Source organism: Paraburkholderia sp. SSBN10T, from assembly GCF_056619545.1.
Window position 1 is genome coordinate 96,930 of the sequence record NZ_JBWQQI010000020.1, and the last position, 21,763, is coordinate 118,692.

Here is a 21,763-nt window from a genome sequence, read left to right on the forward strand (position 1 = left end):
CCCGCCCGCTCGCTGATGACGCCGCGCCGGACGCCCGGACGCCTGCCCTGCTGCACCCAAAAGACAGAAGGAGCGGTTTGATGGTTGAGATTCAAGAAGCTGAAGCACAACAAGCTGTGGTTGCCGACGCGCCCTTCTCTTCGCTGGCGACGCGGGAACATCAGATGTTCCCTTTACTGACCTGGGAAGAAATCAACCGGCTGCGCAAATTCGGCGAAGTGCATCACTGGGAACCCGGTGAACTGCTGTTCGAAACCGGTCATATCGGCCCGGGCATGTTCGTTTTGCTGGAAGGACGCGTCAAGGTTTTCCAACGCGATGGACTCGGGCGCGAGCGCCTTGTCTCCGAGCGCGGCCAAAGGCAGTTCCTCGCCGAAGTGGGTCAATTGTCCGGCCGTGTGTGTCTCGTCAGCGGTGTGGCGCTTGAACCCGTCGATGCGTTGCTGATTCCGCCAATCAACCTGCGCGCGCTGATCGTGGCGGAAGCCGAGCTTGGCGAGCGCATCATGCGTGCGCTGATCCTGCGGCGCGTCTCGCTGATCGAGAAAGGCGCGGGCGGCCCGATCCTGATCGGCAAGAGCAACGACGCGCGGCTCGTCTCGCTGCAAGGCTTTCTATCGCGCAACGGTCATCCGCATTCCGTCATCGACGAACGCGACGCGGACGCATTGAGTCTGATCGAGCAATTCGGCGCGCAGCCTGAAGACCTGCCGCTGGTGATCTGTCCGGACGGCTCCGTGCTGCGTCATCCGAGCGATCCCCACCTCGCTACCTGCCTCGGCATGCTGCCCGAGCTCGACGCTTCGTTCATCTACGACGTGGCCATCGTCGGCGCCGGCCCGGCAGGGCTCGCCACCGCGGTGTATGCGGCCTCGGAAGGCCTCTCGGTGATCGTGCTCGACAGCCGCGCGCCCGGCGGCCAGGCAGGCGCCAGTTCGCGCATCGAAAACTATCTGGGCTTTCCGACCGGCATCAGCGGCCAGGCGCTGGCCGGGCGCGCCTTTGTGCAAGCGCAGAAGTTCGGCGCGCACGTCGCGATTCCGGTCAAGGTCAAAGCCCTGCATTGCGAGGAATCGCCGCACCGGCTCGAACTCAAGTGCGGCGGCAGCGTGAAAGCACGCAGCATCGTGATTGCGAGCGGCGCCGTGTACCGGCGGCCCGACATCGAAGGACTCGAGCGTTTCGACGGACGCGGCGTCTACTACTGGGCTTCGCCGGTCGAGGCGAAGCTCTGCAAGCGCGAAGAAATCGTGCTGGTGGGCGGCGGCAATTCCGCGGGTCAGGCGATCGTCTATCTCGCCACGCACGCGGCGAAAGTGCATGTCCTGATTCGCCGCAGCGGATTCGAAGCGACCATGTCGCGCTATCTGATCGACCGGATCCGCTCGCTGCCGAACGTCTTCGTGCATCCTCATTCGGAAATCGACCGGCTCGAAGCGGACGATAGCGGCCTGTCGTCGGTCGTCCTCAAGCGAGCGCTGCCGGGCGGCACGGATCGCTTCGCATCCCGTCACCTGTTCCTCTTCACCGGCGCCGATCCGAACACCGATTGGCTGCGGACCTGCGGCGTGGAGCTCGACCCGAAGGGTTTCGTGCTCACCGGCGCGAAAGGCTTGAACTCCACCTGCGACCTCGGCACCTCGGTCGATGGCGTGTTCGCAATCGGCGATGCGCGCGCGGGCTCAACCAAGCGGGTTGCTGCTGCCGTCGGCGAGGGCGCCGCGGTCGTGTCGCAGATCCATCAGATGCTCGCGGTGGCCGCGGGCGAGGCGGTGGCGTTGGGCGCATGACGACACTTCCATTCTCCGCCGCCCGTACCCTCCATTTAGCCGCACAAGGCCTGCTCACGCCGCCGCGGCGCAAAGCCAGCAAAGCCGACGTCCTCGACGTGGTTCGCCGCATGGCGCAGTTGCAGATCGACACGATTCACGTCGTCGCGCGCAGCCCTTACCTCGTTCTGTTCAGCCGGCTCGGCGCCTACCCGCCGCAGTGGCTCGACGAGCATCTGGCCGAAGGCAAGCTGTTCGAATACTGGTCGCACGAGGCCTGCTTTGTGCCGATCGAGGACTACGGTCTGCTGCGCCATCGCATGCTCGACCCGAGCGGCATGGGCTGGAAATACGCGGCCGAATGGCACAAGAAGTACCGCAAGGAGATCGCGCGCCTGCTCGAGCAGATTCGCGCGAACGGGCCGGTGCGTTCGGCGGATTTCGTTCGCGAGGCCGGCAAGAGTAACGGCTGGTGGGACTGGAAGCCGGAGAAGCGCCACCTCGAAGTGCTGTTCGCGATTGGCGAGTTGATGGTGGCCGAGCGGCGCAATTTTCATCGTGTCTACGATCTGACTGAACGGGTGCTGCCGGGCTGGAACGATGCGCGAGATCTGCAGCCGGCGGCAATGGCCGAGCAGGAAATGCTGCGGCGCACTTGCCTCGCCTTAGGCGTAGTGCGCGCCGATTGGGTTGCCGATTACTACCGGCTGCCGCGCCGGCCGTATGTCGAGGCGCTGCGCGCGCTGGCGGACGAAGGTGAACTGATGCCGGTTCGCGTCGACGGCTGGAAGCAGGACACGTTCGTGCATAAGGAATTCGCGCCGCTGATCGACGATGCGGTGAACGGCAAACTGGCCTCGACGGTGACGACCCTGCTGTCGCCGTTCGACCCGGTGGTGTGGGATCGCAAGCGCGCCGCTGCGCTGTTCGACTTCGACTATGCGATCGAGTGCTATACGCCTGCGGCCAAGCGCAAATACGGCTATTTCGTGCTGCCGATCCTGAGCCGCGGCAAGCTGATTGGCCGCGCCGATGCGAAGGCGCACCGCGCGAGCGGCATCTTCGAGCTGAAGGCCGTTCATCTGGAACCGGGGGTGCGCGTCAGCGGCCGTCTCGCTGCGGATCTGCGGCGTGCCTTCCAGCGTTGTGCGGACTGGCATGGCACGCCCGAGGTGCAGATTGCCTCGGCGCCGCCGGAACTGCTCGAAGCGTTGGCGGCGCAGGAAAGTGCGGAAGCGTGAATCTCCCGACCAATCTCAACGTTCGAGCTTGACCCGTAATTCACGGGCCGTTTCCAGCAAGCCTTCATACCCGGAACGGGCGTGCTCCGGCAAATCCGGGTCGCCCACCAGCGTGCCGAGCGTCTCGATCAGGCTGTACAACAACCCCTTCGCGGCACCCGTTGCAATGCCGCCTGAACTCACCAACTGGTCGACATGGCTGATCGCCTCGTCGAGATGTTCGAGGTCAGGCCGTTCGTCCGTTTCCTGCTTTTGCGAAACATCACGCGTCATGGTGGAGCGTCTCTCCAAGAGGGTTGCTGCCGTGGCAGCGGTGTGTGAACGAATCTCTAATGTTGTTATATACCGATCGCGATCGGTCGTCCATTCATCCATTCGCCGCATGCCCGGCCGCCAAACCGTGTGCTAAGGCGTCCACCGGTACAGCAGGATCTTGGCGCGCGCATCGTCCTCCACCAGCACGTCGTATTCGCCGTTGGCGCGCTCCACGGCGCTGATGCCGAGATACACATCCACCCAGCCGCTCGTATTGCCCACGCTCGCGCCAGGCGTCATATAGCCGACCGCCTGGCCGCTGCGTGCGTCGTATACATCGATCTTCTGCGTAAACAGCTCAGCGACGAAGACATAGTTGCCCGCCACCGCCACGCCCACCGTCGTCACCTGCGGATCGCTCTGCGTATTCCATGGCAGTGCAACCGTGTAGACCAGTTGCGGATTGCCGCTGCTCCAGTTGTCGTAGCGCGCGAGCAGCGGACCGGCCTCTTTCCAGAGCGTCGCGTTCCACGGATTGGCCGCGGTAAAGCCGGTCACGTACATGGTATCGGTCTGTGCGATATAGACGATGCGTCCGAGCCGGGTGAACTGCGTGGGCATCGCAAACATCTTCGCGCCTGTGTATTGGTAGATCGGGTTACCGAACGAATCCAGGCCCTGCAGCGGCATTTCACGGATTCCGCTCAGCGGCGTCGCGAGCCAGATGTTGCTGGCGCTGTCCACCCACCAGAAACCGTCGCCGACCGTGCTGCCGGTGGACGGGTTGCTGGTGATCTCGCTCGCCTGGACCACGCCGTCGCCATTGCTGTCACGCCACATCCATTCGCCGTAGGTAGGCTGGCCGACCGGCCAGGTGCCGGGGATCGGATTCTCCGCCAGCAGGCCGGAGGGGATCGCGGCTTCGCCGTGTGCGGTGTCGAAGCGGTACACGCTCAGATAGTGCGAGTACGGATCGAGCGTGTAGAGATACGGCTGGCCGTTGATGCGCCTGACCATCGGCTCGCCGCGCACGCCGCGCGTCAGATGGGATGCCGGATCGTCCGGGTAAGCGAAGCGGTCCAAAGTAAAGGCCGCATACGACCATTCTTCACCGGTGGACCGGCTGTAATCGAGCGAGAAGCGTTTCGAGCCGCTATACACGCTCGCGGGGTTGGCCGGATCGAATGCGCCGCTATCGACGAAGGTGAGTCCGTATAGCCGCCAGTTCAGTTGCTGCGACGCGAATCCATAGCTTTCCAGCACTGCCCCCTGGCCGACCGTCGCCGAGCCGATCGGCCGCGGCCCCTCGCCGTTCTGCCCTACGTACAGATTGCCGCTCTGATCGAAGCCGATGCCGGTGATGCCGTTGAAACGCCAGTTGCCGGGCCTCCCATCGATCGTATGGAAGATGCCGTTGTTCGTGCCAAGTGCGCCGCCAAGCTGCGTCTGACCGCCGGCGATCTTGTTGTACACGAGAATCTGCTGCGACGGCCCGTTGTCCGCCACCAGCAGTTGCCCTGAGGGCGCCAGCGCGAGCGCGGTGGGAATCGTGCCTGCCGGCAGCGTCGCGGTGCCCGCCAGCGGCGCCCCGGTGTTCGAGTAGTGCACGACACTTGGGCTCGTCGAATCGAAGCCGCTGATGACCCAGAGCGTCGTGTCGGTATCGATGACAATGCGCCCCGGCGCCGTCACGCTCCATGAGCGCAACTGCCGCATCGTTTGTGCGTCGAGCACGATGATGCGGTTGCCGTACGTATCGGCTACGTATACTTCGCTATCGGTGGCGGCGAGTCCGCGAATGCCGGCATCGATGCTGGCATTCACCGCCTGCACGCGCAGAAAACTGTTCTTGGTCGGGTTGGCGCTATTGCCGATGCCGTACGCAAACGGCGCACCCAGTGCGATGTTCGACAGCGGGCGCCGCGTGATGCCGAACCACGTCTGGTTCTGCGGCGGATAGTCGGCCCCCACCAGCGCGTTGTTCTCGTTGCCGATCGACATCGCCGCGTACAGGTACGTGCTATTGACGGCGACCGCATCGCCGCCGGCCGCACCCCATCCATGCGTATTGCCCGCCACGGCGAGTTTATTACCATTCTGATAGGCAGCAATTTCACTGCCGCTTTCATCCCATGTCGAATCGGTATATACCGTTCCATTCGGCGCGACATTGATTGCCTGAATATCCTGCTGCATCCATTTGCCGTCGCCAAAACCGAAACTATTGCCGATCCAGGAAGTGGTGTAGGTAAGTTGCGATTGAGCAAACGCAACGCATGGCGCCATGCTCTGCAAAACGAGCATGGCCGCGCCTATGCGGGAAGAGAGTTTCACGATCATTTCCTTGCGAGAAGCGCGGCACGGTGAGTGAAGTGCCACGCGTGCGTCGACCATGACGCAGATAGTCCGGTATCGCGCGTCAATTCAATTACGGCGATTTATCCTCGCATATTTTTCGGAAAATTAATCGACAAAAATTCTATTTGCAGCGGGACGAAATCCAATAATGCAATTCGCATTAATGTTAATTTGCCTTACACGAAACGACTCCCGAAAGTTCTCACCTTTGATGGTCCACGCAATGTGCCCGGCCGAATTGACTCCCGAAAAGACTCACCTTGAAGGGGTAAGGGTGCGAGCAGCGCCTCGGCGACCCTCACCCATGTATTACGTCGCCGCGCGCCGCACGAACAGACGCCGCGTCAGATCGAACGCCACCAGATTGCCGGCCACCACCAGCACCAGGCCGACAACCGCCAATACGGTCCAGTGATAGCCCTCGAACACCGTCGAGACCGCCAGCGCCACGATCGGAAACAGCACGGTGCAGTAAGCGGCGCGCTCCGGTCCCATGCGTCCCACCAGCATCAGGTAAGCCGTAAACCCCACCACCGAGCCGAACACGGCCAGATACGCCAGCGCGCCGAGATACCGCACATCCGGTTCGACGGCGAACGGCAAGCCTGCCAGGGCGCTGCCCACCGTCAGGATGCTGGCGCCGATCAGCATGGCCCAGCTATTGGTGACAAGCGGATGCAGGCCCATCGACTGCATCCGGCTCGACAGCAGGCTGCCGGTCGAAAAGCACAAGGTGCCGAGCAACGCGACCGCCATCCCGAGCCATGCGGCGTTATCGCCGAGGTGTCCTGCCACCTGCGGCACGAACAGACACAGGATGCCGACCAGACCCAGCAGCGCGCCCACAATGACGGTGGGTTGCAGCGGGCGCCCCATGAACAGGCGGCCATTGATCGAATTCAGCAGCGGCGCGATCGAGAAAATCACCGCCACCAGACCGCTCGGCACGACCTGTTCGGCGTAGTAGAAGCACAGAAAGTTACAGCAGAAGAGCGCGAGGCCCTGGGCCAGCAGATACCGCCAGGCGGCGCGCGGCGGCCAGATCGGCCGGCGCATGACGCGCAGCAGCACGAACAGAATGAGCGCGGCGAGCCCAAAGCGCCAGGCAATCGAGACCGGCGGCGGCACTACGCCGAGTTGCCACTTGATGGCGATCCAGGTGGTGCCCCAGATCAGAACGGTAAGCGCGTAAAGAAACAGATTCATGGCAAGGCTTGCAGCGGTGAGATTCGGGGATTCGACCACCCGACTATGCGCCCGCCAGGCGCCAAACACTTGTCCAGGATTGCGCACTTGTTTGTCGCGGCAAGCGGGGACGGCGGCGCACGTTCTATACTGCGAGCCATGCAATCCGCCACTTTTTCAGCCGTGAACACCCGTCTGCCCGACTCCATGATCGAACCCGCCGGGACGCCGTTTGGCCTGCAATCGGTGTGTCACACCCTGCGCGACGCCAACGCGACACTGCGGCGCTTCGCATGGCTCGGCGACCAGTTGGCAGTGGCCGAGTGGACCCGTGAGACCAAGGAAGCCGAAACCATCTACGACCGTCCGGGGCATCACACGCTGTCGTGCTACCTGGACGGCGGATACCGCACCGAGCGCCAGAAGCTGCCAGGCCGATATGGCGCGCCGACACGGCTTTGCGCCCTGCCCGGCGACCACGAATCGCGCTGGTGGGTGCGCGGCCAGATGCATTTCATGCACCTGTACTTCTTGCCCGAACACTTCACGCAGCGCGCCGTGCGGGAACTGGACCGCGAACCCCGTGAGGTAACGCTGGCCGATCGCACCTATTTCGAAGACGCGCGGATTGCCACGCTGTGCCAGTCGTTGACCGACGAACGCTGGGACGACGCCGATGGCCTGCTACGGGCCAACGAAACGGCCCATGAGGTGTTGAGCCTGCTGCTGCGCTCACAAGGCGTGAGCCGGGCGGACGCGAGGCTCACGGGCGGCCTCTCGGTAGCGACGCGCCGGCGGCTGCGCGATTACATCGACGAACATTTGACCCAGCCGATCACACTCGGCGATCTGGCCGAGGTGGCCTGTCTGTCGGAGTACCACCTGGCGCGCATGTTCCGCACCTCGTTCGGCCTGCCGCCGGCTGCGTGGATTGCCCAGCAGCGGGTCGAGCGCGCGCGGGTGCTGCTGCGCGCCACCGCGCTACCGCTCGCCCAGGTCGCGGCGCGCTGCGGATACGCGAATGCCAGTCACTTCAGCCACCGCTTCCGCGAAGCGGTGGGCGTGGCGCCGATGCTGTACCGGCAAGCCGTTCGGGCAGCGTAGCAACCGCTACTTCAGCGCCATCGCCAGCACACGGGCCACATGCACTGCGTCGACACCGGCGCCATCGTGAATCTGATGGCGGCAACTGGTGCCGTCGGCCACCATCACCGTATCGGCGCCGATCTTGCGCACCGCCGGTAGCAACGACAGCTCAGCCATCGCCTGCGAGGTCGCGTAATGCTCGGCCTCGTAACCGAAGCTGCCGGCCATCCCGCAGCACGATGACTCGACCGTCGACACCTTCAGTTGCGGAATCCACTTCAGCACGGTTTGCACCGGCGTGAAGGCGTCGAACGCTTTCTGATGGCAATGGCCGTGCACCAGGGCGTTCGGCGTGGGCAACGGTTTGAGTTCCAGCGTAAGGCGTCCCGCCTGCTGCTCGCGCACCAGAAACTCTTCGAACAGGAAGGCGGACTGTGAGAGCCGTTGCGCTTCTTCACCGAAGCCATAGTGCAGAAACTCATCGCGCAACGACAGCAGACACGACGGTTCGAGTCCGACGATCGGCACACCGCGTTCGACAAACGGCCGGAACGTGTCCAGCATGCGCCGTGCTTCCTGTTTCGCTTCGTCGACCAGACCCGCCGCGAGGAACGTGCGGCCGCAGCACACCGACCGTTCGCCTTCGCGGGTATTGAAGTGCACCGTGTAACCGGCGGCCTCCAGCACCCGCTGCGCGGCGCGCGCATTCTCCGGCTCAATGTGGTTGTTGAAGGTATCGACGAACAACAGGACTTCCTTGATTTTCGCCGTGCCTTCTACGCTGGTGCGCGCCCGCACCGATCCGGCCGATGCTGCCGCCCCGCTCGCTACTGCGCTCGCCAGGAACGACTTGCGAAAGCGCGGCAAGGTGCGTTGCGGCGCAAAACCCACCGCACGCCTGAACCAGGCCGACAGCACCGGCACGTTCTCGGCGAGCGCCATCAGAGCCGGCACTTTGCTCGCAAACGGCGCATAGCGCGGCATGAACGCCACCAGCCGGTCGCGCACGCTCAGGCCGTGCCGCTTGACGCGCGCCGCCCGCGCCTCGATCTTGAACTTCGCCATATCGACGCCGGTCGGGCAATCGCGCTTGCAGCCCTTGCACGAGACGCAGAGGTCGAGCGTCTCCTTGACGTCGTCGCTCGCCAACCCTTCCTCACCGAGCTGCCCTGAAATCGCGAGGCGCAGCGTATTGGCCCGGCCGCGCGTCACGTGCTGCTCGTCCTTCGTCACGCGATAGCTCGGGCACATCGTGCCCGCATCGAACTTGCGGCAATGGCCGTTGTTGTTGCACATCTCGACGGCCTTCGCGAGGCCGCCGGACAGGTCGTTGCCGGTGCCCGGCAGCGACTCCGCACCGGTGAGCGGATCGCGCTCGACGTTCCAGGCGGACCAGTCCAACGCGGTCTCCAGCGCCCGTTCCCGATAGCCCGGCGCGAAGCGGAAATTGCGCGCGTCGTCCATCTTCGGCGGGCGCACCATCTTGTCCGGATTGAAGCGGTTGTCGGGGTCGAACAGCGCCTTGATCTCGCTGAATGCCTGGTTTAGGCGCGGCCCGTATTGCCATGCCACCCATTCACCGCGGCACAATCCGTCGCCGTGCTCGCCCGAGTAAGCGCCCTTGTATTGCTGCACCAGCGCCGCGGCTTCTTCGGCGATCGCCCGCATCTTCAGCGCACCGTCGCGCCGCATGTCGAGAATCGGCCGCACGTGCAGCGTGCCGACGCTCGCATGGGCATACCACGTGCCCTCCGTGCCGTGGCGATGAAACACCTCGGTCAGCTTGCTGGTGTATTCGGCCAGGTGTTCGAGCGGCACCGCGCAGTCTTCGATGAAGGACACCGGCTTGCCGTCGCCCTTCATGCTCATCATGATGTTCAGCCCGGCCTTGCGGACTTCCCACAAGGCCTTCTGCTCGCTGGCGTCCGTCATCGGCACAACCGAATCGGGCAGGCCAAGGTCGGCCATCAGCTCGGTCAGTTGCCTAAGACCGGCCAACTGCGCGTCGCGGCTTTCGCCCGCGAACTCGACCAGCAGGATCGCTTCGGGACGGCCCACCAGCGCCTTCTCGATGACCGGGCGGAACGCCGGGTTGCCGATCGCCAGATCGATCATCGTGCGATCCACCAGTTCGACCGCCACGGGCTTCAGCTTGACGATGTGCTGCGTCAGGTCCATCGCCTGCCAGAAGGTCGGGAAGTTGACCACGCCAAGTGTCTTGTGCGCGGGCAGCGGCACGAGCTTCAACGTCAACTGCCGGCTGAACGCCAGCGTGCCCTCCGAGCCGACCAGCAGATGCGCGAGGTTGGCGATGCCGTCATCGGTATAGGCGCGCGGATTCTGGCAATCGAACAGGTCGATGTTGTAGCCGGCAACGCGCCGCAATACCTTCGGCACGCGCGCCACGATCTCGTCGCGTTCGCGCAGTGCGATGCGCTTCACGCCCTCGACGATCGCCTGCAAGCGCGTGCCCTGCGGCGCCTCGCGCAGCGACGCGAAGCGGGCCTCGCTGCCGTCGGCGAGGATCGCCTCGATGGCCTCGACGTTGTGCACCATGTTGCCGTATTCGATGGAGCGCGAGCCGCACGAGTTGTTGCCGGCCATGCCGCCGATCGTGCATTGCGCCGCCGTCGAAACATCCACCGGAAACCATAGCCCGTGCGGCTTGAGCCAGGCGTTCAGGTGATCGAGCACGACGCCTGGTTCGACCGTCACGGTACATGCATCGGCATCGAACGCGACGATGTTGTTCAGCCACTTGGTAGTGTCGACCACCAGTGCCTCGCCGACCGTCTGCCCGCACTGGCTCGTGCCGGCGCCGCGCGCGAGCAGCGGCGCCTTTTCGCTGCGTGCGACTTCGAGCGCGATGCGCAGGTCGTCCTGGTCACGCGGCACGACGACGCCAATCGGCGTGATCTGGTAGATCGACGCATCCGTGGCGTAGCGGCCGCGGCTGGCGGCATCGAACAGTACATCGCCGCGCAAGGCGTCGCGCAGGCGCCTGGCGAGCGGTGTCGTCATCCGGGCACTGGAGGGCACCAGATGAATCGGTTTGACGAGCATGGGGGAAGCGGCATTCGTCATGGCGTCGGCCTGAAGAAATGTCTAGTAAAGCGTCACGCCGACGGGCGCGAGCCCTTCAATGCGGCCGCTTGCCGTGCCTGCGCTTTGCGGGAAAAACATGCCGGTGTACGAGCCGGTCGTGATCACCATCTCGGGGGTCACAGCTAGGCTGTGTTCCACGGCACAGTGATTCACGAGCCAGGTGAGCAGCCGGCGCGGATCGCCAGCCGGGTTCGCCGCAGCCGCGAGCACGACATCGCGTCCCTCGAAACTGAAGCGCAGCGACGGCGCGACAAACGGAAAATCGTCGCGATACGGCTCGAATTCGCCCACCACGAGGGCACCGTTGTTCTGCAGGTCGGCAAGTTGAGCGAGCTTGTCCACATTCGGCCAGGCGGCGTAACGGCTCGCGACGATTTCTATCGTTGTCCCAAACGATCCGATCCCCGCCAGCACTTCGGCTTCGCTGTAGGGTTCCTGCGCCGGTTCGAAACGGCGGCCAAAACGGAAGGCAATTTCCAGTTCGAGGCCCAGCGGCGTAAAGGCGTCACGCGGCAGTCTCGCGTCGTTCCCGTAAACATCTGCTGCGGGCAGCGGCGCACCCTGGACCGGTCCGGTGTCCGACTTCGCGCCGATCTTCCAGCCACCGATCCGTGCGCCCGACAGACGCAGGATTTCGTGCTGGATCGCGTAGGCGGCGTCGGCATCCGCCGGTATCTGTTCAGGCGGCAGGCTGTCGAGTGTCTGGTGATGTGAGCGTGCATCCGCGACGCGCCGGCTCAAGGTGGAAATATCGGGTTGGTTCATCTTGAAGAGTGAAGGGTTGGAAATAGCCCGGTGCAAACGTGCGCCGCGTGCTCAGACCTTGAGACCTGGCGCCGGATGCGCGCCCGATGCCGCGTTCAGTTCGAATTTGCTCTCCGGCTGCATGCGGAAGGCCAGCACCACACCGATCGCCATCAACACCATGCTGCCGACAAACGGCAATTCCCAGCTACCGAAGCGGTCGATCAGAAAACCGCCGGCGACCGGCGAGATGATCGCGGCCAGCGCCGAGCCGGTGTTCATCATGCCGCTCGCGGTGCCGGAGTATTCCGGGGCAATGTCCATCGGAATCGCCCACATTGGACCGATCGTCATTTCCGCGAAGAAGAAGCCGGCCGAGAGACACGCCATCGAGACGTACAGGTTGTGCGCAAACATCAACGGCACCAGCACGGCCAGCGTCAGTAGCATGCAGATCGACACCATCCAGCTACGTGCACGTTTCAGGCTGCCGGTGCGGGTGTAGATCTTGTCCGTGACGATGCCGCCGAGCGTATCGCCAAGCACACCCGCGAAAAATACCGTCGAGGCGAAGATGGCCGACTTCTGCAGGTCGAGGTGATAGCTATGCAGAAAGTATTGGGGAATCCAGCTCAGGAAGAGCCACAGCGTCCAGCCGTAGCAGAAGTAGACGATCGTGACCGGCGCCATGCGGCGAAACAGTGCTTTCCACGGCACGTTGGCCGCTTTCGGCTTGGGCACGGGCAGCACGTCGAGTTCGTCCGCCGTGATGCGCCGATGGTCTTTCGGATGTTCGGTAAACGTCATCGCCCACACGATCACCCACAGCATGCTGAACACGCCGCAGATATAGAACGATTCGCGCCAGCCCCACGTGGCCATCACCAGCACGATCACGCCGGGCGCCACCGCATTGCCGATGCGCGAGGCCGCATGCGTAATGCCTTGAGCAAAACCGCGCTTTTCTTTCGCGACCCAGCGCGCCATCGCGGCGGTCGCTGCGGGAAACGTTGCGCCCTCACCGAAGCCGAGCAGCAAGCGCGCGGCAAGCAGCGAGATCAGCCCGCTCGCGAGCCCGGTGAGGATGGTGGCCACCGCCCACACCGCGCCGCAACAGATCAGCGTGCGCTTCGCGCCAAAGCGATCGCTCACCCAGCCGCCGATGATCTGAAACACCAGGTACGGGTAAGCGAAGGCCGAGAAGACGAGGCCGATCTGCGTATGCGAAAGTTGGAACTCCTTGCCAAATCCGGCGGCTGCGGTACTGACGTTGACACGGTCCAGATAGGTAATGAAATACATGATGCATAACATCAGTAAAACGATACTGCTCGCACTGGTCACACGAAACCGCTTCATCGTCTGTCTCCGTTGCTGGATCGACCGCGTGCCGGGAGCGGCGCGCTGCGTCGTTGTTCCCCTCGCGTGCGCTGCATGGACGTGACGTTTTGCTGGTCGTCACGAGCCGTTACCACCGGGGAAGGCCCCTGACCTTCCCCTTTACCGCTGGCCGCGCGCTGCTCAGGCGGCGGCTTTCAGACCGGCCGTTTGCGCCTGGGCCGTCAACCATTCCATCGCGGCCGGCAAGCCGCTCGCCGCGACCGGCACGCCCGCCAGTTGCAAGCCCATTTCACAGCCCGCCAGCGTCGCCAGCAGCGTGAGGTCGTTGCAGTCGCCCAGGTGGCCGATGCGGAACATGCGGCCTTTCATCTTGCCGAGGCCCGTGCCGAGCGACATGTCGAAGCGTTCGTAGATGGTCTTGCGCACGGCGTCGGCGTCGATACCCTCGGGCATCATCACGCCCGTCAGCACCGGGCTATACACGGCGGGGTCCGCACACTGGATCTCCAAGCCCCACGCCCGCACCGCACGGCGGCAGGCTTCGGCCAGGCGTTCGTGGCGCGCGAAGACGTTGTCGAGCCCTTCGCCGAGAATCATGTCGAGCGCTTCCGACAAGCCGTACAGCAGGTTCGTGTTCGGCGTGTACGGCCAGTAGCCGGACTTGTTCATCTCGATGATCTCGGTCCAGTCCCAGAAGCTGCGTGGCAGCTTTGCCGTCTTGCCGGCGGCGATAGCCTTCGGCGACACCGCGTTGAAGCTGATGCCCGGCGGCAACATCAAACCCTTCTGCGAGCCCGACACCGTGACGTCGACGCCCCACTCGTCATGGCGATAGTCGGCGCAGGCCAGACCCGAGATCGTGTCGACCAGCAACAGAGCCGGGTGACCGGCTGCGTCGATCGCTCGCCGGACGGCGGCGATATCCGAGGTGACGCCCGTCGAGGTCTCGTTGTGCACCACGCAAACCGCCTTGATTGCATGCTGGGTGTCTTCGCGCAGACGCGCTTCGATCATCTGCGGCTGCACGCCGCGGCGCCAGCCTTCGATGCCAGGCAGACCAAGAAACTCAGGCTTGAGCCCCAGGCTTTCCGCCATCTTCTTCCAGAGCGTGGCGAAGTGCCCCGTCTCGAACATCAGCACGTGGTCGCCGGGGCTCAACGTATTCGACAGCGCGGCTTCCCACGCGCCGGTGCCCGAGGCCGGGTAGATCACCACGGGTTGCTGGGTCTTGAAGATCTTCTTGATGCCGTCGAGCACCTTCAACCCGAGCGCACCGAATTCAGGGCCACGGTGATCGATGGTGGGATAGCTCATCGCCCGCAGGATGCGGTCGGGCACAGGGCTCGGCCCCGGGATCTGCAGGAAGTGACGGCCAGCGGGATGAAAGTCGAGTTTCAGCATGGATCTTCTCCGTTTGAATTTTGCATGCAAAAAACTATATCAGACGTTCGACGACGAACCCAAGGCTAAAGTCGTCCCATGACACCCGTGTTTACCCGTTATATTAACTAATGCGTCAGCTTCCTATAAAATCTCCTCCAGTGATAGTGAGGATTTTTGTATGCAAAATTCGGAATTTGAAGCGGACACCGCCGGCACCCCGCTGATGCCGAAGGTTGAGCGGCAGCGGCTGCACGACACCGTGGTCGAGCACATCCGGCGCTTTATCGTCGAAGGCGTACTGGAACCGGGCAAGAAGCTCAACGAGCGCGAGCTGTGCGAGACGCTCGGCATTTCCCGTACGCCGTTGCGCGAAGCGCTGAAAGTGCTCGCGGCGGAAGGGCTGATCGAGATCTGGCCGAACCGGGGCGCGTCGGTGTCGAAGATGTCGGAGGCGGAGTTGCGCGAGACCTTCGAGCTGATGAGCGGGCTCGAGGCGTTTTCGGGTGAACTGGCGGCCGAGCGGATCACCGCGGTCGAACTGGCCGAGATCAAGGCGCTGCACTATGCGATGCTGGCGTGCCGCGCACAGAACGATCTGGCGGGATACTACAGCCGCAATCAGGCGATCCACGACAAAATCAATGAGGCGGCGCGCAACTCGGCGTTGCGGCAAACCTATATTTCGGTGAACCGAAGGTTGCAGGCGCTACGCTTCCGGTCGAACTTCCAGATTCCGAAGTGGGACCGCGCGATTCACGATCACGGCGAGATGCTGGAGGCGCTGGAAGCGCGCGACGGCAAGCGGCTCAGCGCGATCTTGCGGCAGCACTTGCTGGACAAGCGCGATGCGGTGCTGCAGGTGCAGTCGCGGGAAGACGTGTCGGGCGGGACGCTGAAGGCGTGAAGCTGGTCATCACGAGCCACAGGCTCCGTTGATCCGCGTTTGCCGGTCTGCTGTTCGCGGCGCCTCGGGCGGTCAGGCAACCGGCAAGCAACCCGCCTCCCGAAAAACCTCACCTTTGGCGCCGCGCGTGCCGTTGTGGAACGTGCCGACGCTCAATGCCCCTTGAACAGATCGAGCAATTGCGCCTGCATCTGCATCATCTCGTGCGCGTGCTTCATTTCCATCTGGGCCATCGTGTCCTGATAGTCCATCTCCATCTGCATCATCTTTTCCTGAATGCCGATGGCCTGTGTGCGCTGCTCGGGAGTCAGCTTATCCATCATCATCCCCCAGTTCGGCGGCATGGTGTAGGTGCCGCTGCGCCCGATACCCTGTGCATGGACTGAGCCTGCCGCCAGAGCCAACGGCAGCAGGCCGCACACGATAATGCTTCGAATCGATTTCATAGGAGTCTCCAGTTTTCACGTGACGAGCCGCGCTGAAAGCGCAGCCACAGAAGGGACAAGCAACCGCGCAGAGCAGCGCCGGTCTCGCCGATGCACGCGCCACGTCTGCGAACACAACACCTGGCCGGCGGATCACAAGACGCTGGAAAGGTGTTTCATGGGCTTAGTCGAAATCACGTACTGGAAATGACAGGACTTGTGAAAATTTCTACGCGTCCGCAAAGGTGAGACTATTCGGGATCACGACACACGTGAGCACCGCGTCCGCAGATCGATCACCTTAGCGTCAAAATCAGACCCCTGGAAATCCTCACCTTTTCCATAGGCCGATGAAAAACGGCCCGCGTCGGCAGCATGACGCGGGCTTGTTCACATCGTCGGATTCAGCTCTTCCACGACGAGTGCAAAATCATCGAGCAGAAGTTCTCGCGGTGATAATGCGGATCCTTCAGCGCCAGCACATCGGCCTTGACGTTGCCGAAAGTCGTTTCGGGCTTGTGGATCGTGCCTTGCGCGAAGGCGTCGATGATGCCTTCCTTGAAGTGATCGCCGCGCGGATGGTGATGCACGACGTCATGACGCTGCTCTTCCGTGAACTCGTCGTAGGCGAGCCCAAGCACGTCCATCTCGACGCCCGCCGTCACCAGCGCCACCACCGGTTTCATATATTGCGGAATGCCCGGCGTGGTGTGCAACGCGATCGAATTCCAGACCTGCTCGATATCGTCCTCGCCGATCCCATGACGTTGCAGGAAATCACGCGCGGCGTTCGCGCCATCCACTTCGAAGCGGTCGTGCGCGCTGCTGTACGGCTCGACGAGACCCATGTCGTGAAACATCGCGCCGATATACAGCAGCTCCGGATCGTATTTGAGGCCTTTGCGCTGGCCCGCGAGCGAACCGAACAGAAACACGCGCCGGGAGTGGTGATACAGCAGCTCGGTTTCGGTGTCCCTGACAAGCTGCGTTGCTTCTCGCGCCATCAGACTATCGGGAATCTTGATGCCTGCAATCGTGGTCATTTGAGAGTCTCCAGAGGAGTGCGGTTGAATGGGCCCAGCCATGCGCACAAGCGGTTTGCTATGCTGTTCCTGGATCGGTTTACTGAGCCGGGCTGACGAGCTTCAGTATTGGTCAGCCGCTTCGCGCGAGCAACGAGCGCGGACCGCTCAACCCTGCCAAACGCACTGTGCTTTCTGCCGCCGACGCGCAAGCCGCCCACTGGATGTCGGTGCAGTCTGTTCTCAATGAGGTCATTGAATGCCAACCGTCGCCGTCGCGATCTTTCCCGGAGTGCAGGCGCTGGACGTCGCGGGACCCGTGGACGTGTTTTCGGAAGCCAATCTGTTTCTCGCCCCCGAGGCACACTACAGCGTGACCTTGCTGAGCGCCGAACCGGGCGCATTGCGCGCGTCCAATGGCATGACGCTGGTCGCCGACGAAACCTTCGAGAGCGCACGCCGCTCCTTCGACCTGGCGCTGGTAGCAGGCGGTCCCAGCTTGCCGGAGAGCGAGCCCGACCCGCGGCTGACTCGCTGGCTCACGAACGCCGCCGCGCATTGCCAGCGCTACGGGTCGATCTGTACCGGCGCTTTCGCACTCGGCCATGCAGGCTTGCTAAATGAGCGCAGTGTCACGACCCACTGGCAGCACGCCGCGCAACTGGCCAGCCAATTTCCACGCGCACGGGTCGACTTCGACCGCATCTATCTGCGCGACGAGCGGCTCGTCACTTCGGCGGGCGTGACCGCCGGCATCGACCTGTCACTTGCACTCGTTGCCGAGGACCATGGGCCGCGCACCGCACTTGCGGTCGCCAAGCGCCTCGTCGTGTTTGCGCAGCGCCAGGGCGGCCAGTCCCAGTTCAGCCCTTACCTGACGGCGCCCGCGGACGAAACGTCGGCGGTGGCCAAGGTACAGGCTCATGTGATGGGGCATATCGGCGAGCGCTTCACCGTCAAGCAGCTCGCGGACGTCGCCGGCATGAGCGCTCGCAATTTCGCCCGCGTCTTCGTGCAGGAAACCGGCGTCACGCCGCACGAGTTTGTCGAACGGGCGCGGGTCGATACGGCACGCAAGCTGCTCGAGAGCAGCCCCGCGGCGCTCAAGGCGATTGCTTACGATTGCGGGTTCGGCACCGCCGACCGCATGCGCATCGTGTTCGTACGGCGCATCGGCACGACGCCGATGCAGTATCGGGAGCGCTTCCGCTCTACATGAGTGGCGCGGCGCTGCAGACTCACGGGGCATCGTGAGAAAATCCCCGGCTCTATCTGCACGTCCCATCGACCCTCATGACCTCAACTATCACTCGCGCCATCGTCACCGGCCATACCCGCGGCCTCGGCGCGGCGCTTGCGGAACACCTGCTGTCGCGCAACATTGCCGTGCTGGCGCTCTCGCGTTCGCGTCACGCCGCACTCGCGGAGCGTTACCCACAGACGCTCGAAGAGGTCGAACTCGATCTCGCCGATCCTGCCCGCGTCGCGCAATGGATCGCGGACGACGCGTTGCGCCGCTTCGTCGACGGTGCGCATAGCGTGCTGCTGTTCAACAATGCCGGCGTGGTGCAGCCGATTGGCCCGCTCGAAACGCAGGACGCGGGCGCGATTGCCGGCGCGGTCGGACTGAATGTGGCGACGCCGCTGATGCTGGCGAGCGCCGTCGCGACTGCGAGCGTGACGGCCAACGACCGGCGCATCGCCCACATCTCGAGCGGCGCAGCCCGCAACGCTTATCCCGGCTGGAGCATCTATTGCGCGACCAAGGCCGCCCTCGATCACCATGCGCGTGCGGTCGCGCTCGACGCCAATCGCGCGCTACGGATTTGCAGCGTCGCGCCTGGGGTGGTCGATACCAACATGCAGGCCGAGATTCGCGGCAGCGGCAAAGAACAGTTCCCATTGCGCGAGAAATTCGAAGAACTCAAGCGCAGCGGCCAGTTGACTTCACCTGAGCAATGCGCGGCCCAGTTGATCGATTTTGTATTGAGCGACGCGTTCGGACAGACGCCGGTCGCCGATATCCGTGAGTTGGCCCAGCACGGCTAGCTCACCGAAGCCTGTTGTCCGGGCCGGCTCCCGAATCTTCTCACCTATCGGTGCCGGCCCGCAGATCCGCGTCTCAGGCAACCCGCCTGCGCAAGGCGATTTTTCCGCTGTATTCCGCAACACGCCCCTCGTACTTTCACGCTCCCGAAAGTTCTCACCTTTCCTCCGGCGATGCCGCTTGGCTGCACTGAACGCGCGGCCTGGCCTGCCCGATCTCAAGGTAGAAAGCTTCATTCAGATAGGGGGACACCCGCGCTTTGGTTGACTGAGCCCCGAGCCGCTCGTAAAGTCCATTGCAGATACCAAGCGGCGCGTTGCGACAATCTTGATCGAATCGCGCATGGAGTCGAGGCCAACGGCCCACCGCCCCGCATCCATCGGTTCCGCTCACGCAGTTCGGGAAGCTCACACAGCTCATCGGGCGCATTCCATTGCGCTCATGAAGCACACGAAAGGAGACACTCGTGAACAGCCCCACCAAGAAACCCTTGCGTAGTCAGGCCTGGTTCGGCAAAGCCGACAAGGACGGCTTCATTCATCGCTCGTGGATGAAGAACCAGGGACTGCCGCATCATCTGTTCGATGGCCGTCCCGTCATCGGCATCTGCAATACGTGGTCGGAGCTCACGCCGTGCAACGCGCACTTCCGCGAACTGGCCGAGTACGTCAAGAAAGGGGTGTACGAGGCAGGCGGATTTCCGGTGGAATTCCCGGTCATGTCGCTGGGCGAATCGAATCTGCGACCCACCGCCATGCTGTTTCGCAACCTGGCATCGATGGACGTCGAGGAATCGATTCGCGGCAATCCGATCGACGGCGTGATCCTGCTATGCGGCTGCGACAAAACCACACCCGCGCTGCTGATGGGTGCGGCGTCGTGCAATCTGCCGTCGCTCGCCGTCTCGGGCGGACCGATGCTGAACGGCCGCTATCGCGGCCAGACGCTCGGCTCAGGCACCGGCGTCTGGCAGATGTCCGAACAGGTGCGGGCCGGCACGATGAACATGGAGCAGTTCATCGAAGCGGAAAGCTGCATGAACCGCTCGCGCGGTCACTGCATGACCATGGGCACAGCCTCGACGATGGCCAGCATGGTCGAAGCGCTCGGCATGGGGTTGCCGCACAACGCGGCCATTCCCGCCGTCGATGCGCGTCGTCAGGTGCTGGCTCACATGGCGGGGCGCCGCATCGTGGAGATGGTCAACGAAGACCTCACGATGGACAAGATCCTGACGCGACCAGCCTTCGAAAACGCGATCCGCGCCAATGCGGCCATCGGCGGCTCGACCAATGCCGTGGTGCACCTGTTGGCGATTGCCGGACGAATTGGCGTGGACCTGAAGCTGGAAGACTGGGAGCGTGGCTCCGAGGTGCCCTGTCTCGTGAACCTGCAACCGTCCGGCGAGTTTCTGATGGAGGATTTCTATTACGCCGGCGGCTTGCCCGCGGTGCTACGCGAACTGGGCCAAGCACAGTTGCTCCACCGCGATGCGCTGACGGTGAATGGCCGTACGATCTGGGACAACGTCAGCGAGGCTGAGTGCTTCGACCGCAAGGTGATTTTCCCGTTTGAAGCGCCGTTCAAACCTCATGCAGGCATTGCGGTGCTGAAGGGCAATCTGGCGCCGGATGGCGCCGTCATCAAACCCTCGGCCGCCACGGCGGCGCTTCTGCAGCACCGCGGCCGCGCGGTGGTGTTCGAAAGCGTGGAGGACCTGCATGCGCGCATCAACGACGACAGTCTCGATATCGACGCCAATTGCGTCATGGTGCTCAAGGGCGCTGGACCGAAGGGCTACCCCGGCTTTGCCGAAGTCGGCAACATGCCTTTGCCGCCCAAGGTATTAAAGCAGGGTATTACGGATATGGTACGTATCTCCGATGGCCGGATGAGCGGCACGGCCTACGGCGCGGTGGTCTTACACGTGGCCCCGGAAGCGGCCGCGGGCGGCACGCTCGCGCTCGTGCAAGATGGAGACATGATCGAACTCGACGTGGCGGGGCGGCGGCTTCATCTCGACGTGGGCGACGCAGAGCTCGCGCGCCGCCGCGCCGCGTGGCAAGCCCCGCCTACGCCTCAGCGCGGCTGGTACAAGCTATACGTGGATAGCGTTCAGCAAGCGAATCTGGGCGCGGATCTCGAGTTCCTCGTCGGCTCCAGCGGCGCAGCCGTGCCACGCGACTCGCATTGAGCGAACGCGGTGCCGGTGCGCCCGGTGTTGACGCGCCGGTTGCAACGGAATAGTCGGCCCGGCGGTTTGCCGAACTGCTGGGACCGTTGGCCTGATCCCAACGTGATAAGCGAAGCGCTACGCCAGGTCCTGGGCAACACACTGACCATCGACGCGCTTCGCACACGCTCCCGAAAAGTCTCACCATTCGGCTCCGGACAAGCACACTTGAGCGCGGCGGCGGTGTGCGCCGCGAGTGCTCATCGCGGGCTTAGCGCGCCTGGCTAGTGCACCGCCTCCTGCTGCGAGCGCTTCGCCGGCCGACCCGTCTTGACGGTCTCGACAGCCGCGATCGCATCGAGCAGGCGGTCGACTGGGATCCCTTCAAGCAACAGCAGACCGGCTCGCAGCAACTCACTCTTCTTCACGGCCACGCCCGCATCCAGGCATTTCTGCTTCAACGCGGCTATTTTCTCGTAGTCGGATTTCGGCATGGTGAAGCTATCGCGGACGACCTTCTCCTTCTTCGCACGCTTTGCCTTTTGCTCCACTGCGACGCTTGGCGATTCGGGCTTAGCCGGGCGAGGTGACTTGCGCGCTGGGGCTGCTTTGCTCGTTCCGGTTGCTTTGGGCGCTCTCGCGGCTCTGGCCGTTTTGACAGCCGTGGTCTTCTTCTCCGGCGCCGGCGCAGCGGCGTGAGCGGCCTCTGCGCTGCCATCCGCGCC

Annotated in this window: 17 protein-coding genes; 7 read left to right on the forward strand and 10 right to left on the reverse strand. The window is 63.5% G+C overall.

What is annotated here, in order from left to right; genetic code table 11:
• Positions 1–80 precede the first annotated feature (80 nt).
• Together AC1ECK_RS27030 and AC1ECK_RS27035 are read left to right on the forward strand one after the other, a co-directional pair.
• Positions 81–1,790: an FAD-dependent oxidoreductase gene (locus tag AC1ECK_RS27030; protein WP_480324627.1), complete on the forward strand. Its 1,710-nt coding sequence runs from the start codon at positions 81–83 to the stop codon at positions 1,788–1,790.
• Positions 1,787–3,010: a winged helix-turn-helix domain-containing protein gene (locus AC1ECK_RS27035; RefSeq protein ID WP_480324629.1), complete on the forward strand. Its 1,224-nt coding sequence runs from the start codon at positions 1,787–1,789 to the stop codon at positions 3,008–3,010. The genes AC1ECK_RS27030 and AC1ECK_RS27035 overlap by 4 nt, the downstream gene beginning before the upstream one ends.
• Before the next feature lie 15 nt (positions 3,011–3,025).
• Here the strand turns inward: AC1ECK_RS27035 and AC1ECK_RS27040 are convergent, their stop codons facing one another.
• From AC1ECK_RS27040 to AC1ECK_RS27050, 3 genes are all read right to left on the reverse strand, one after another.
• Entirely contained in the window at positions 3,026–3,283 is a 258-nt protein-coding gene (locus AC1ECK_RS27040) for a hypothetical protein (protein WP_480324631.1), read from the reverse strand.
• Positions 3,284–3,415: 132 nt separating this feature from the next.
• Positions 3,416–5,605 (reverse strand): NHL repeat-containing protein, encoded by a 2,190-nt coding sequence (locus AC1ECK_RS27045; RefSeq protein WP_480324633.1) that lies wholly within the window; start codon positions 5,603–5,605, stop codon positions 3,416–3,418.
• Positions 5,606–5,932: 327 nt separating this feature from the next.
• Positions 5,933–6,829: a DMT family transporter gene (locus AC1ECK_RS27050; protein ID WP_480324635.1), complete on the reverse strand. Its 897-nt coding sequence runs from the start codon at positions 6,827–6,829 to the stop codon at positions 5,933–5,935.
• A 186-nt stretch (positions 6,830–7,015) separates the two neighbouring features.
• Between AC1ECK_RS27050 and AC1ECK_RS27055 the strand changes: the two genes are divergently transcribed.
• Positions 7,016–7,912 (forward strand): helix-turn-helix domain-containing protein, encoded by an 897-nt coding sequence (locus tag AC1ECK_RS27055; protein ID WP_480324751.1) that lies wholly within the window; start codon positions 7,016–7,018, stop codon positions 7,910–7,912.
• A 6-nt stretch (positions 7,913–7,918) separates the two neighbouring features.
• Here AC1ECK_RS27055 and AC1ECK_RS27060 read toward each other — a convergent pair whose 3' ends face one another.
• The 4 genes from AC1ECK_RS27060 to AC1ECK_RS27075 all read right to left on the reverse strand — a co-directional run bounded on the left by AC1ECK_RS27060 (position 7,919) and on the right by AC1ECK_RS27075 (position 14,485).
• Positions 7,919–10,978: an FAD-binding and (Fe-S)-binding domain-containing protein gene (locus tag AC1ECK_RS27060; RefSeq protein ID WP_480324637.1), complete on the reverse strand. Its 3,060-nt coding sequence runs from the start codon at positions 10,976–10,978 to the stop codon at positions 7,919–7,921.
• A gap of 21 nt (positions 10,979–10,999) precedes the next feature.
• Positions 11,000–11,764, reverse strand: coding sequence for a 2-keto-4-pentenoate hydratase (locus tag AC1ECK_RS27065; RefSeq protein ID WP_480324639.1), 765 nt, complete (start codon positions 11,762–11,764; stop codon positions 11,000–11,002).
• A 51-nt stretch (positions 11,765–11,815) separates the two neighbouring features.
• Positions 11,816–13,102 carry an MFS transporter gene (locus tag AC1ECK_RS27070; RefSeq protein WP_480324641.1) on the reverse strand — a complete coding sequence of 429 codons (1,287 nt, stop codon included), beginning with the start codon at positions 13,100–13,102 and terminating at the stop codon, positions 11,816–11,818.
• A gap of 162 nt (positions 13,103–13,264) precedes the next feature.
• A complete protein-coding gene (locus AC1ECK_RS27075; RefSeq protein ID WP_480324643.1) occupies positions 13,265–14,485 on the reverse strand; it encodes a pyridoxal-phosphate-dependent aminotransferase family protein in 1,221 nt (406 codons plus the stop codon).
• Between the two features lie 160 nt (positions 14,486–14,645).
• Between AC1ECK_RS27075 and AC1ECK_RS27080 the strand changes: the two genes are divergently transcribed.
• Positions 14,646–15,371, forward strand: a complete 726-nt coding sequence (locus AC1ECK_RS27080) for a GntR family transcriptional regulator (protein ID WP_480324645.1) — start codon at positions 14,646–14,648, stop codon at positions 15,369–15,371.
• A 152-nt stretch (positions 15,372–15,523) separates the two neighbouring features.
• Here AC1ECK_RS27080 and AC1ECK_RS27085 read toward each other — a convergent pair whose 3' ends face one another.
• Together AC1ECK_RS27085 and AC1ECK_RS27090 are read right to left on the reverse strand one after the other, a co-directional pair.
• Complete coding sequence (locus AC1ECK_RS27085) at positions 15,524–15,817, reverse strand: hypothetical protein (protein ID WP_480324647.1); 294 nt, start codon at positions 15,815–15,817, stop codon at positions 15,524–15,526.
• Between the two features lie 383 nt (positions 15,818–16,200).
• Positions 16,201–16,839, reverse strand: coding sequence for an HD domain-containing protein (locus AC1ECK_RS27090; protein WP_480324649.1), 639 nt, complete (start codon positions 16,837–16,839; stop codon positions 16,201–16,203).
• Between the two features lie 238 nt (positions 16,840–17,077).
• On the opposite strand from AC1ECK_RS27090, the gene AC1ECK_RS27095 reads away from it, so the two are divergent.
• The 3 genes from AC1ECK_RS27095 to AC1ECK_RS27105 all read left to right on the forward strand — a co-directional run bounded on the left by AC1ECK_RS27095 (position 17,078) and on the right by AC1ECK_RS27105 (position 21,059).
• Positions 17,078–18,037 (forward strand): GlxA family transcriptional regulator, encoded by a 960-nt coding sequence (locus tag AC1ECK_RS27095; RefSeq protein ID WP_480324651.1) that lies wholly within the window; start codon positions 17,078–17,080, stop codon positions 18,035–18,037.
• Positions 18,038–18,111: 74 nt separating this feature from the next.
• Entirely contained in the window at positions 18,112–18,867 is a 756-nt protein-coding gene (locus AC1ECK_RS27100; RefSeq protein WP_480324653.1) for an SDR family oxidoreductase, read from the forward strand.
• 464 nt (positions 18,868–19,331) lie between these two features.
• Positions 19,332–21,059 carry an IlvD/Edd family dehydratase gene (locus AC1ECK_RS27105; RefSeq protein WP_480324655.1) on the forward strand — a complete coding sequence of 576 codons (1,728 nt, stop codon included), beginning with the start codon at positions 19,332–19,334 and terminating at the stop codon, positions 21,057–21,059.
• Between the two features lie 263 nt (positions 21,060–21,322).
• Here AC1ECK_RS27105 and AC1ECK_RS27110 read toward each other — a convergent pair whose 3' ends face one another.
• Entirely contained in the window at positions 21,323–21,589 is a 267-nt protein-coding gene (locus AC1ECK_RS27110; protein WP_480324657.1) for a hypothetical protein, read from the reverse strand.
• Between the last annotated feature and the right edge of the window lie 174 nt (positions 21,590–21,763).

Excerpts from the sequence above, each read along its gene's own strand:
- AC1ECK_RS27030 (WP_480324627.1), top strand. The coding sequence starts at position 81 with ATGGTTGAGATTCAAGAAGCTGAAGCACAACAAGCTGTGGTTGCCGAC.
- AC1ECK_RS27035 (WP_480324629.1), top strand. The coding sequence starts at position 1,787 with ATGACGACACTTCCATTCTCCGCCGCCCGTACCCTCCATTTAGCCGCA.
- AC1ECK_RS27040 (WP_480324631.1), bottom strand. The coding sequence starts at position 3,283 with ATGACGCGTGATGTTTCGCAAAAGCAGGAAACGGACGAACGGCCTGAC.
- AC1ECK_RS27045 (WP_480324633.1), bottom strand. The coding sequence starts at position 5,605 with ATGATCGTGAAACTCTCTTCCCGCATAGGCGCGGCCATGCTCGTTTTG.
- AC1ECK_RS27050 (WP_480324635.1), bottom strand. The coding sequence starts at position 6,829 with ATGAATCTGTTTCTTTACGCGCTTACCGTTCTGATCTGGGGCACCACC.
- AC1ECK_RS27055 (WP_480324751.1), top strand. The coding sequence starts at position 7,016 with ATGATCGAACCCGCCGGGACGCCGTTTGGCCTGCAATCGGTGTGTCAC.
- AC1ECK_RS27060 (WP_480324637.1), bottom strand. The coding sequence starts at position 10,978 with ATGACGAATGCCGCTTCCCCCATGCTCGTCAAACCGATTCATCTGGTG.
- AC1ECK_RS27065 (WP_480324639.1), bottom strand. The coding sequence starts at position 11,764 with ATGAACCAACCCGATATTTCCACCTTGAGCCGGCGCGTCGCGGATGCA.
- AC1ECK_RS27070 (WP_480324641.1), bottom strand. The coding sequence starts at position 13,102 with ATGAAGCGGTTTCGTGTGACCAGTGCGAGCAGTATCGTTTTACTGATG.
- AC1ECK_RS27075 (WP_480324643.1), bottom strand. The coding sequence starts at position 14,485 with ATGCTGAAACTCGACTTTCATCCCGCTGGCCGTCACTTCCTGCAGATC.
- AC1ECK_RS27080 (WP_480324645.1), top strand. The coding sequence starts at position 14,646 with ATGCAAAATTCGGAATTTGAAGCGGACACCGCCGGCACCCCGCTGATG.
- AC1ECK_RS27085 (WP_480324647.1), bottom strand. The coding sequence starts at position 15,817 with ATGAAATCGATTCGAAGCATTATCGTGTGCGGCCTGCTGCCGTTGGCT.
- AC1ECK_RS27090 (WP_480324649.1), bottom strand. The coding sequence starts at position 16,839 with ATGACCACGATTGCAGGCATCAAGATTCCCGATAGTCTGATGGCGCGA.
- AC1ECK_RS27095 (WP_480324651.1), top strand. The coding sequence starts at position 17,078 with ATGCCAACCGTCGCCGTCGCGATCTTTCCCGGAGTGCAGGCGCTGGAC.
- AC1ECK_RS27100 (WP_480324653.1), top strand. The coding sequence starts at position 18,112 with ATGACCTCAACTATCACTCGCGCCATCGTCACCGGCCATACCCGCGGC.